The organism is Flavobacterium sp. GNP011 (assembly GCF_056428925.1).
Map to the genome: position 1 here is coordinate 62585 of NZ_JBWJVJ010000007.1, position 12709 is coordinate 75293.

Annotated in this window: 8 protein-coding genes; 1 reads left to right on the forward strand and 7 read right to left on the reverse strand. The window is 34.7% G+C overall.

All coding sequences use genetic code 11. The annotated features are described in order from the left end of the window. Positions 1–13: 13 nt before the first annotated feature. From AC061E_RS08395 to AC061E_RS08405, 3 genes are all read right to left on the reverse strand, one after another. Complete coding sequence (locus AC061E_RS08395; protein ID WP_478285821.1) at positions 14–1801, reverse strand: RagB/SusD family nutrient uptake outer membrane protein; 1788 nt, start codon at positions 1799–1801, stop codon at positions 14–16. Positions 1802–1820: 19 nt separating this feature from the next. After that, positions 1821–4952 carry a SusC/RagA family TonB-linked outer membrane protein gene (locus tag AC061E_RS08400; protein WP_478285822.1) on the reverse strand — a complete coding sequence of 1044 codons (3132 nt, stop codon included), beginning with the start codon at positions 4950–4952 and terminating at the stop codon, positions 1821–1823. Between the two features lie 111 nt (positions 4953–5063). Further along, the gene (locus tag AC061E_RS08405) at positions 5064–6497 is read right to left on the reverse strand and encodes a glycoside hydrolase family 28 protein (protein WP_478285823.1); all 1434 of its coding nucleotides are present in this window, start codon (positions 6495–6497) and stop codon (positions 5064–5066) included. A gap of 305 nt (positions 6498–6802) precedes the next feature. On the opposite strand from AC061E_RS08405, the gene AC061E_RS08410 reads away from it, so the two are divergent. Next, positions 6803–7831 (forward strand): LacI family DNA-binding transcriptional regulator, encoded by a 1029-nt coding sequence (locus tag AC061E_RS08410; RefSeq protein ID WP_478285824.1) that lies wholly within the window; start codon positions 6803–6805, stop codon positions 7829–7831. Positions 7832–7929: 98 nt separating this feature from the next. On the opposite strand, the gene AC061E_RS08415 is transcribed toward AC061E_RS08410, so the two are convergent. From AC061E_RS08415 to AC061E_RS08430, 4 genes are all read right to left on the reverse strand, one after another. Continuing rightward, positions 7930–9546, reverse strand: a complete 1617-nt coding sequence (locus tag AC061E_RS08415) for a UxaA family hydrolase (protein WP_478285825.1) — start codon at positions 9544–9546, stop codon at positions 7930–7932. 29 nt (positions 9547–9575) lie between these two features. Then, a complete protein-coding gene (locus tag AC061E_RS08420) occupies positions 9576–11021 on the reverse strand; it encodes a tagaturonate reductase (RefSeq protein ID WP_478285886.1) in 1446 nt (481 codons plus the stop codon). 186 nt (positions 11022–11207) lie between these two features. Next, a complete protein-coding gene (locus AC061E_RS08425; protein WP_478285826.1) occupies positions 11208–12023 on the reverse strand; it encodes an SDR family oxidoreductase in 816 nt (271 codons plus the stop codon). After that, entirely contained in the window at positions 12024–12704 is a 681-nt protein-coding gene (locus AC061E_RS08430; RefSeq protein ID WP_478285827.1) for a bifunctional 4-hydroxy-2-oxoglutarate aldolase/2-dehydro-3-deoxy-phosphogluconate aldolase, read from the reverse strand. Positions 12705–12709 lie beyond the last annotated feature (5 nt).

Below are 12709 nucleotides of genomic sequence, written 5' to 3' on the forward strand. Positions count from 1 at the left end.
AATTTTTAGAAGATTAATAGCCATAATCATTAGTCAATTTACCATTGCTTCCATCGATAAACACTTGCCATATTGGCCAAAATTGTCGGTTATCTGGATTAACACCTGCTTTGTACAAAGAGTTAAGCTTTGCATCGTCAAGTTTGTTCCAAGCAAATGAGCTATAATCTGTTCCAGGATTCGTTACTTCACCTCTGTTTAACCCATAAATAGTTAGAGTTACATTGTCTATCCCAAGCTTAAAATATAAGGTACTAGGTACATCAGCATATTCCCCAGCACGGGCTTTTAGGTTAGCCATTTTTAATTTTGCTTCGTCTAACTTTGTTTTTAATAAATTCCAGCGAATCAATGCTTGCTTGCGTTCCATTTCGCCTGTAAATTCAAATTTATGTTCTTCTACAATTGCATTGAACATAGCCGTTTTTGAATTGATAGCATTAACATAATTATCTACTTTTTGCCCATGTAATGCTGATGCAAAAGCTCTTCTACGAATTTCTTTTAAATAGGGTGCTGCTGCTGCAGGTCCTTCTAATTCGTTAGCTGTTTCAGCAGCCATTAAAATGATTTCAGCATAGCGCATGTACATTTTGTTTACACCATCATCGTTGGTAGAAGTGACAAAGCGTTTCATCCATTCGTAACGGTATTTTCCGAAATACCAAGTGTCTAATGCTCCTAATTCTTGTTTAGCAATTCCGTTTACAGCTGCACTATATCTATAAGGAACACAAGTTACATTTCTTCTGCTATCGGCTTGGTCATAGTCATAAAAAACATGAGGAAGTGGACCTGCTGCTCCCCCACGATTGTTACCATTGGCATGAAATTGATTATTGGTTGCATGTCTAACGGCGAATGTAAACAACATTCTACCTCTACCATCTGCAAAAGGAAGTTCCCAAAGCGATTCACCTCCAGCGTTAATGTTTTCTTGATTGTAGTTTCTCCACAAGGTTTCGAAAGAAGATTCTAAACGAGCCGAGCCACTATTAATTACTGAACGGCATTCTTCAAGTGCTAGTTTGTACATCTTTTCTACAGAAAGCTCAACATCTTTACTCCTTCTTATTCCGTCAGGATACTGTTGAAAGCCGCTTGCGGCAAGAGCCAATCTAGCTCTAAGACCTTTCACAAAAGCTTTGTTTACTCTTTCTACAGTAGTGGTATTAACGCTTTGATTCGGCCAAGGTACTAAGGTAGCAGCTTCGCCCAAATCTTTTATTAGTTGTTTGTAAATTTCATCACGATTTGTTTTGGCTAAATAAATCGTTTGAGAATTAATAGGTTCAAAACGAGCAGGAACATCCCCCCAAGTTTTTAGTAAATCGGCATAATAAATGGCTCTTAGCGTTAAGGCTTCCCCTAGAAGATAACCAAGTTCATTACCTGGTTCTGGTTTACCAAAAGTTCTCAATCCACGAATACAGATATTGGATCTCTCTATTCCAGAATACATCATTGCCCAAACATTATTGGTAGTATTCATTTGGGTATTTATTGATTTAGCGTCATATACACATAAATCCGCATTATCGCCAGCTGTTTGTGAGCTGTTGAACCATTCAGTATCTGTATTTAAGCCATACCAAGGCAAAAAACGTCCTCGGTAAGAGTTGGTTTCGGCAAAAGGAATTTTAATTCCGTCAATTGCGCCTTTGGCTAAACCAGCATTAGAAAAAATTACAGATTCATCCAAAGTAGATTTTGCGGGAGCCTCTAAATAATCATCTCCTATATCTTGACAAGAAGAAAACAAGCCAGCTATAATTATTCCTGCAATTAATATCTTTTTCATATTGTACTACTTATTTAAATTAAAAATTTAGATTTAAACCAAAAACTATTTGTCTGCTTCTAGGATATGGTGAATAATCTACTCCAGGTGTAAGAGGAGTGTTTCTTCTGGTGGAAACCTCAGGATCAAGACCAGAATAATTAGTCCATACGAAAACATTGGTAGCGGTAGCGAATACTCTAAATTTGGTTGCCCCAATTTTTGAAGCAACATCTTGCGGGAGTGTGTATCCTAAAGAAAGGGTATTTAATCTCAAGAATGAACCGTCTTCTATAGCCCAATCACTCAACACAAAACGAGACATCATGGGTGACCATAAAGAAGTGTTTGCGTTAAGAGCGGCTAATTCAGTAGGGTTAGTAACTAATTGACCAGCTGCATTGAGATTCGTCCATCTTTTCCCATCAGCCATTTCGGAACTTAGGTTTCGGTATTGACTGTTCGGTGTAGCAGTGGTAAATTCAATTTTATTGGCATTATAAATATCATTCCCAACGCTCCAGTTGAAAGCTGCCGAAAGATCAAAGCCGTAAGCATTGGCGTTGATGACCATGCCTCCAGTGTGTTTAGGATTGGCGTCACCAATGATGGTTAAGTCTTTGGCATTTACAATACCATCTCCATCAATATCTTTTAATTTCATGCTTCCTGGAACTACAGGTCCTACAACGGTAGAACTATTAGCTACACCTGCTTTTAAGGTATAAGTCGTTCCATTATAGTCAAAGTCCGAAACTTCATAGCGACCATCACTCTTGTAGCCATACATTTGTCCTAAGGGTTGACCTACGTTTACTACAAAATCATTTCCAATGGCAGTAGATGCCCAGTTAGTGGCCTCGCCAAAGTTTTGCATTACACCAAGAGAGTTAATACGGTTTTTGTTGATACCGATGTTGAAAGAAAAATTCAAACCATAGTTTTGTTTTTCAAATACGATAACATTTAATGAGGCTTCAAAACCAGTGTTTTGTGTTTCACCCATATTTCGGTATTGAAAATCATAGCCAGTGCCAGGAACAGGAAAACGAATTAAAAGGTCTTTAGTGATGTTTTTGTACATTTCAAATGTTCCGCTTAATTTTCCATTGAATAATTCATAATCAAGTCCCACGTTTTGAGTAACAGTAGTTTCCCATTTCAAGTCTGGATTGGCTAATATTTTTGAAGCCGACCAAAAGCTGGTTACATTATTGATCCAAGCAGAGTTTGAAGACTCAAAATTTTGAACGGTTTGTCCGGTTGGAATATTATTGTTTCCAGCTTCACCATAGCTTAGTCTGACTTTAAGAGCATTCAACCAACTTACATCTTTCAAAAAGCTTTCTTCGGAGATTTTCCAAGCTAAAGCTGCCGCTGGGAAATACCCCCAACGATTATCGCCAAGAAATTTGCTAGAACCATCTGCACGATACGTTGCGGTAAATAAATAACGATTTTTATAATCATAGTTTACACGACCAAAGAAAGAAAGTAGCTTGTCGTCTGGACTGATAAAATTAATAACTGATTGTGGTTTACCTTGTGAGGAAAGGTTTTGAGCGCTATTAAAATCAAAAAACTTCGGAAAACCATGAACAGTGCTTGCAATTTGACTGGAACGAGAATCGATCATTTCTTCTCCAACTAGCACTTTTAATTTGTGATTTTCACTTAGGATCTTTTTGAAATCATAATTTAAGGTATTGGCATTTCTAAATCGTATATCTTTACGATCACTGATGATAACCGAAGGTAAACCTTGATTTTCAGCTGCAGGAATGTTACTTACATAATATGTTGAGCGACCATAGAAACGATTATCAGAATAGGTATAATTGTCTAAACCAAAATCAGATTTGAATTGAAGATCTGGAATGATTTTCCAACCAAAACTGCCCAGCATGTTGTAATTGGTTCTGTTTTGTTTACGATCATTATCGGCAACAGAAACAAAAGGATTGACCAAATAACTCGACAAAGCTTCATCGGTGTCATCTGTTGTTAATCCTGGGAGCGGTATAGGAGAGTAACCCACACTATGACGTAATCTTGCATCGGCCGAGGAAACTTCTCTTTGTTCATTTACACCTCCTCCAATAATTTCGGTATCAGAATAACGTAGGGTAAAAGAAAGGTCTATCTTGTCGCTAGCTTTGTTGTTTAAGCTTAATGAAACGTTATTTCTATTGAAATTTGAACCTACCATAATGGCTTTTTCGTCAAAACGAGCATAATTGAAATTGAAATTCACTTTCTCCGATCCTCCACGAATACCTAAATCATGGCTTTTTACTTCACCTAATCGACCGTAGATCTGCTCTTGCCAATCATTTCCTTTCATGCCAAGGTATTGATCATAATCTTGCCATTGCCCAAAATATTTTTCGTAGGAGGGAATATCGTCATCTAATAAAGCATATTCATATTGAAGTTTTACAAAATCCTCGGGTTTTAATACGTCAATTTTGTTGGCCAAGCTTTTTACGCCATAAAAGGTGTTGTAGTTCACGGTTAATTTTCCGTTTTTGCCTTTTTTTGTAGTGATTATCACTACACCATTCGCACCTCTAGAACCATAAATTGCTGTTGAGGAAGCGTCTTTTAGAATAGAAATATTATCGATATCAGAAGGTGAAACATCATTGATGCTGTTTACTGGGAAACCATCTACAATGACTAGCGGAGAACTGTCTTGTGTTAATGAACCACCTCCACGAATTCTGATTTTAATATCGGCGTCAGGGGAACCCTCTGAGGAGGTAATTTGTACCCCGGCAACTCGTCCTGTCAACGTTTCTGCTACGTTAGCAATAGGTTGTTTTCTCAAATCAGCACCTGATATCGAAGATACAGAACCTGTCAAATCGGATTTTTTTGAAGTTCCATAACCAATAACGACTACTTCTTTTAAGATTTGTTCGTCTGATTTTAAGACAACATTACTGGTGTTACCATTTGCTTTTACTTCTTTATTCTCGAATCCAATGTAACTAAAAACCAAAATGGCATTTGGATTCGATACTTTGATGACATATTTTCCATCAAAATCACTTGAACTAGAGTTGGCAGTTCCTTTTTCAATTACATTGACTCCGGGAATAGGTAGATTAGTATTATCAGTAACGATTCCCTTGATAGTTATGTTTTGAGCGAAACTTTGTGTACTCATGAACAAACATAGTAACAAGGAAAGAAACCAAAAAGGAGGTGTTTTTGTACTTGAAAAGTGGTTTAAATTCATAATTTAGGTCTTAATAGTTATTTTATGTGGTTTATTTTTCTAGTTCTCTTTCATTACTTCACCATTGATTTTAGTTTCAATAAAACGAAGATTTTCAACATGTTCTAATTGGAAAGGTTTGGCTACTTTGTCTATAGTGACATTTTTAAAGAGAATGTTTTTCACTGGAGATGTTGCATAACCTTTGGCTAGGATACCATATTTTCCTCCGTCTTTTACTTGTACATTTTCTAAGGTGATATTTTCTACTCTTGGGATAAAAGGACCTTCATTATCTCCTTTATATACAGAGTAAAACATATCAACTCTAAGTACTGCTTCTTTTACTTGCCCAACTTGTAAATTTCTCACATGAATATTCTCTATTAAACCGCCTCTTTTTGCATTTGTTTTTATTCGTATGGCTCGGTCTAAATTGGGACTATCCATGATGCAATTTTCAACATATACGTTACTCACTCCTGCAGATATTTCACTACCTATTGTTACTCCGCCATGCCCATCATACATTTTACAATTCTGAACGATGATGTTTTCGCTTTTAATTCCTACTCTTCTGCCATCGGCATCTCTTCCTGCTTTGATGGCAATACAATCGTCTCCAGTATCAAAAATGCAGTTTTTAATCCACACATTCTTTGAGTATTCTGGATCGCAGCCATCATTGTTAGGGCCGTGACTTCTTACGGTTACGCCATCAACCACAACATTAGTAGATTTGATAGGATGAATGATCCAAAAAGGTGCATTGGTTATTGTCACATCTTGAATCAATGTGTTTTTACATTCAAAGAACTGAATAAAATTAGGTCTCAAGTATCCATTGTTGCCAAAAACTCTTTCGTTTACAGGAATATTTTTTTCGGCCATATCTACTAAACGAAATCGATTGAGAGGATCGTTCTGACTTGGCATTCCCTCTTTCCATCCGTATTCATCTTTTCCGCACCAAGACCACCAGTTGTCATTTGCTGCTTGACCGTTCAATGTTCCTTTGCCAGTTATGGCAATATTTGTTTTTTTGTAAGCGTAGATAAGAGGAGAGTAATTCATTAATTCAGTTGCTTCAAATGAAGTATGTACCAGCGGATAGTAATCGTTTGTATTAGTGCTAAACAAGATTTCGGCTTTGTCTTCCAAATGTAAATTAACATTATCTTCTAAATGAATAGGACCAGTGAAGAATTTCCCGTTTGGAACAATTACTTTACCACCACCATTTTTAGAACAAGTTGCCACAGCTTTTTTGATCGCCTCGGTACAGTTGAAGGTTCCGTCGGCTTTTGCACCAAAATCTAAGATATTATATTCTTTATTTTTAAACTTTAAAGGTTTAATAGATTTAATAACCTTGTTCATTTGAACCCATGCCTTGTCGATATTTGGATTATTAGTTTGCGCTTTTGCAACAATTAAAAAAAAACAAACAAAGACAAGTGTTAAAAGTTTAGCCAAGGAATTGTCAGTTGTCATATTAGTTTTATTTAAAATTTTAAACATAATTATTATGGATTTATAATTTTTTAATGCAATCGATTACACAAACTTATGTTTTTCATACCAATTTACCAAAATTAAATTCATAAAAATACAAGTACTATAAAAAAAAGATTGTTTTTATATACTTAATGTAATATATTGTCATAAATATTACATTATAAACATTGTTTTTTTTTCAAAAAAGAACGTTATTTCAAGTTTACACAATCGATAACATAGCTGTATTATTAACAAAAAAGTATTAGTTTTACAACATTAATATAAACTACTGATTCCCAATGAGTGAGAAAACAACAATTTACGATATTGCTAAAGAGCTCAATATATCAGCAGCTACTGTATCAAGAGCGCTTAATAAAAACCCAAAAATTAGTGAATCCACCATTAAGCTTGTTCTAGATACTGCCGAAAAAATGAACTATAAGCAAAACCGACTTGCTCTAGCCTTGCGCAGTGGAAAAAGCGGAAATATTGGTGTTATTGTTCCTCGTATCAATACTAATTTTTTTGGTTCTGTTATTCGTGGTATCGAAGAAGAACTTCACCCTAATAAATACAACGTAATAATTTGTCAAACTCATGAAGATGAGAATAGAGAAATTGAAAATATAAACACTTTACTTGACGCACAAGTAGATGGAATAATGATTTCTATTACAAACGAATCAAAGAAAAATGAAAAAATAATTCATAGGGTTTTAGAAAAAAATGTTCCGCTAATCTTTTTTGATAGAAAGAAAAATATTGATGGCGTAAGCTCTATTACTATTGACGATTTTAAAGCGGGTTATATGGCTACTAAACATTTAATAGAACAAGGCTGTACAAAAATTGCACATTTGAGCGGTGATCAATCTCTTGAAATTTATGAAAATCGTTTTAAAGGATATCAAAAAGCATTACTAGATCATGGATTTCCTTTTAAAGATGAATATGTTATTCGATCAAAAAGTAATTTAGAAGAAGGTGCACTAGTAACTAAAACTTTATTACAACTGGATACGCCACCAGATGCTATATTTTCGGCGAGTGATTTTGCTGCATTAGGAGCCATACAAGAATTAAAAAGTCAAGGTTATACTTTGCCACAAGATTTTTGTGTAGTGGGTTTTGGAAACGAACCTTTTACAAAATTTATGGAACTTTCGATCACTACTATAGATCAATCCCCTCAAGAAATGGGAAAAATGGCTGCAAAAGTATTTTTAGAACAAATGAATACTTCAGATAATGTTAAAATTGAAAAAAAGATTGTTCTCAATCCAATATTACACATCAGAAAATCATCCTTAAGAAATCAGGAATAAAAAACGGGTGTTACTGTTGAGCAACACCCGTTTTTAACGAAATCTAATTGGCCATTCAAGTAATTAAAAAAATTAAGCACTTACGCCTTTATATTAGATTACAAAGAAACTCCTCTTTTCCAAGGTATAAAATCATTCTGATTTAACAAAGCAGCTTTTGTTTTTATGTCGCCGCTTGCCACTTGGATAATAAATTCCAGCATTTCATCGGCCATTTCTTCAATTGTTTTTTCACCAGTTATAATACCACCAGTATCAATATCAATAATATCAGACATCTTTTGTGCTAAGTCAGTATTAGAAGAAATTTTTACAACTGGTGCAATTGGATTACCCGTTGGCGTTCCTAAACCTGTGGTAAAAAGAACCATATTAGCTCCAGAACCAACCATAGCAGTAGTACATTCAACATCGTTTCCAGGTGTGCAAAGTAAATTCAAACCTGGTTTTGTAATATATTCTCCATAATCTGAAACGCCAACAATAGGTGAAGTTCCACCTTTTTTGGCTGCTCCAGCAGATTTCATTGCATCAGTAATTAGACCATCTTTAATATTACCAGGTGACGGATTCATATCAAATCCTGAGCCTGCATCAACTACTGTTTTTTCGTACCATTTCATTAGTTCCAAAAATCGAACTCCAGCCTCATCATCAACACAACGGTTCACTAATTCTTGTTCTACTCCACACAATTCTGGAAACTCTGAGAGTATGGTAGTTGCACCAAGAGCCGTCAACAAATCTGAGGTAACGCCTAAAGTTGGATTTGCTGATATACCTGAAAAACCATCAGATCCACCGCATTCTAAACCAATTGAAAGTTTAGACAAAGGAGCTGGTTTTCTTTCCAATTCATTGGCTTTTTTAATCGCTTCAAAAGTGTCTTTAACAACACTACTCAACATAGTTTCAATAGTACCTATTTGTTGCTGATCATAAATCAAAACCGGTTTTGTACTCGTAGGATTTATTTCGTGTAGCGCATCTTTAAAAATTTGGATTTGTAGATTTTGACACCCTAAACTTAAAACAGTTGCACCAGCAACATTAGGATTATTGACATAACCAGCTAATAATTTAGCTAAACTATGTGAATCTTGACGAATACCACCGCAACCACCCTGATGAGTTATAAATTTCACTTCAATATTTTGAAACAAATCTGAATTTTGTGTCTTTGAAATCGCTTCGTTTTCCCCGTTTTCAGCACTTACTAATGACCTCAATAACAATTGATAATCATTTTCTTTAGGCTTCATGAGTTCTTTTTCAAAAATATCTTTTAAGATTTCAATATTTCTGTTTTCACAAAAAACAAGCGGAAAAAAAAGCCATACATTTTCGGTCCCTACCTGTCCGTCTTCTCTATGGTACCCATTAAAAGTTCGGTTTTTCCATTTATCAATATTAGGAACTTCCCAACCAATAGTTTCTGTTTTTCCAGATACAGCGTCACTTTCATGCTTAACATTAGCAGTAGAAAGTAACCCACCCTTTTCTATAAATGCACTCGCTTTACCAACTAAAACTCCGTACATGATGATTCTATCTCCTATGTTAAAATCGGCTAAAGCTATTTTATGCTTCATTTTCACATCAGATGTAATTGAAATGAAGTCTTCCTCAAAAGGAATTATTTCACCTGCTACAAGATTTACTAATGCAACAGCAACATTATCTGATGGGTTAACTTTGATTAATTTCTTTTGCATTTTTTAAAATGTAATTTGTTTATATCCTATTAATTTTCAAGACTAAAATGAGCAAATCCTTTTTCAATTCCGTAATCCTCGATTGCGTTTAATGCAAGCAAAACAGCATGACTAAGACCTACAATTTTAGTCAAATCTTGTCCCCAAAAATTGATATTTGAAAGCGTTTTTTGAACTACTTCCTCTAAACTATTTGTTTTCCAAATCTCATCAAAAAAAGTTATAATTTCGGGATTGTCATCAAGGGGCAGTTTTTCTCCGTTCCAAGTTCCTTGATAAAACCTAATGAGACAAGCAAAAGAGAATGTAAGATTTATTGGTGTTTTATCGAACTTTTTAACATATTCCACAATACTTGGCAACACTCTAACTTTAAATTTATCAATAGAATTGAGCGCAATACTTGATAAATTATGTTTTATGAATGGATTTCTAAAACGGTCTAAAATGTCCTCTGCAAAGAGATCAAGTTCTACCTTGTCCATTGCTATTGTTTCATTTATTTCTTTAAAAATAGCATAATTGACAAAAGATCCTGTAAAAATATGATCTACAGTTTGTTTTACAGTTTCATTACCAAATAGCAATGAAAATGGAACCATTGCAGTATGAGCACCATTTAAAATACGAACTTTTCTCGTTCTATACGGTTGCATATCATCTACAATTTTCACATCTAAACTGGTTTTATGAAAAGGTAATTTGGCTCTTAAAGCGTCACCACCTTCAATAACCCACAGAAAAAAGGTTTCAGCAGTTACAATTAAATTGTCGGTATACTCTAATTGATTGTTGTATTCCTCAATTTCAGTTCTTGGATAACCAGGTACAATCCTATCAACTAGCGTATTATGAAAACTATTATTTTGGTTTATCCAATCCATAAAATCAGTGCCTAAATTCCAATCATTACTGTATTTGATAATGAATTCCTTAAGCGTATCTGCATTATTATTAATTAACTCACATGGAATAATACACAAACCTTTACTAGGATCACCGTTAAAAAACTTAAATCTTTCGTATAAAAGAAGTGTTAACTTAGCGGGATAAGAACTAGGTGGTTGCATTGTTGGAGTGTCTGATGAGACATAAGCAATTCCAGACTCAGTAGTATTAGAAATCACAAATTGAAGCTCCTTTTCTTTGGCTAAAGCCAAAAAATCCTGAAAGTTTACATATGGATTAATCCCTGTAACCAAGTTTGTAATTAATTTTTTCTCTTGGATTTCTTGTCCTTTAGTTAATCCTTTCAAGAATAGCGTATACAAACCATCTTGATTGTTAAGCATGTCGACCATACCATTCTCTATGGGTTGAACAACTGCAATTCCTGCATTAAATTCTAAAGAATCATTAAGCTCTTGAAAAGCATAATCAACAAAAGCTCTTAAAAAATTACCTTCGCCAAATTGCAACACTTTTATAGGACTTAAGACCTCTAGGTTTGTATTTTTTCTATTTAAATTCATGATTTTAAATTATTTAACACTCTTTTATAGTACTTATAATACCCCTAAAAAAGTAGAAATTTAATGAAAGAGTATTATAAACGACTTACTTTTATGCTTACATCCTTTTATTCTCTATGAGGAGTTAAGAATAACGATCAAAAAAACACGGTATAAGTCGCTTATTATACCTTTACTATAATACTATATTTATACTCCACTAAAAATTGTAAAGCCTCCATCTACTGTAATTTTAGAACCGGTTACAAATTTTGATGCGTCACTTAACAACCATATTAATGCACCAGCAAGTTCATCAGGATGACCAAAACGTTTGAAAGGAGTACTTTGCAATACTTGATTTCCTCTATCTGTTAGGGTTCCATCTTGGTTTGTAAGCAAGGTTTTGTTTTGTTCTGTTAAAAAAAAACCTGGCGCAATAGAATTCATTCTGATGGCATCTCCATACCGTATGGCAAGTTCTGTAGCAAACCATTTAGTGTAACTGTCTATTGATGATTTAGCTAAACTATACCCTAAAACTTTAGTTACGGCCAGTTGAGATACTACAGATGAAATATTAACTATACTGCCCGATCCTGCTTGTTGAATACTTGCACCAAAAACCTGTGTAGGTAAAATGGTTCCTAGTAAATTTAACTGCATCACTTGTTCTAAAGCATTAATGTTAAGACTAAAAATATCCTGATCTGGTTGGACAACGGCATCTGGAATATTTCCTCCTGCAGCATTTACTAAACCATCAATCCTACCAAAAGCATCTAACATTTTATCCCTTGCTAAAAGCAATTGGGCTTCATTTGTAACATCTGCAAGTAAGGCAATGGCCCTACCACCTTTATCTTGTATTTCTTGAACTCTTTGATGTGCTATTTTTTCATTTCTGCCTAAAATACCAACAATACCTCCTGCGCCAACAATACTTTTTATAAATGAATTTCCTATAATTCCAGTTCCTCCAGTGACTACAATCACCTTCCCTTTTAATGAAAAATTAGTTTCCATTTACTTTTTATTTTCGTCTCGAATTTGTTTTATATTTTCAAGGGTATTTCTTACTGTGTTTTCAAGTCCAAAAAAATCTTGATTTTTTATTACAACTTGTGATATTAATTGAGAACCAATACCAACACAAGTCACACCTGAATCAAACCAACTTTTTAAGTTTTCTTTATCTGTAGTTACACCACCTGTAGGCATAATACTAGTCCAAGGACAAGGACCTTTGATTCCTTTGACAAATTGAGGACCGTATACATCTCCAGGGAAAAGTTTTACAATTTCACATCCTAATTCCTCTGCACGAGCAATTTCTGTAAGGGATGCGCAACCCGGTGACCATAGCACTTTCCTGCGATTGCAAATAAGTGCAATATCTTCCCGCAATACAGGTGTAATAATAAAATTAGCTCCAAGTTGCATATACAGCGATGCTGCAGCAGCATCAGTAACAGAACCAACACCTAGAATCATTCCTGGTAGTTCTAATAATGCATATTTGTTCAAGGCTCCAAAAACTTCAAAAGCAAAATCACCACGACTGGTAAACTCCATCAATCTGGCACCACCATCATAACATGCTTTTATAATTTTTTTTCCAAGTTCTACGTCATTATGAAAAAACAATGGCACTAAACCCGTTGCCGCCATTGCATTTGCTACTTCAATTCTAGAATATCGTGCCATATATT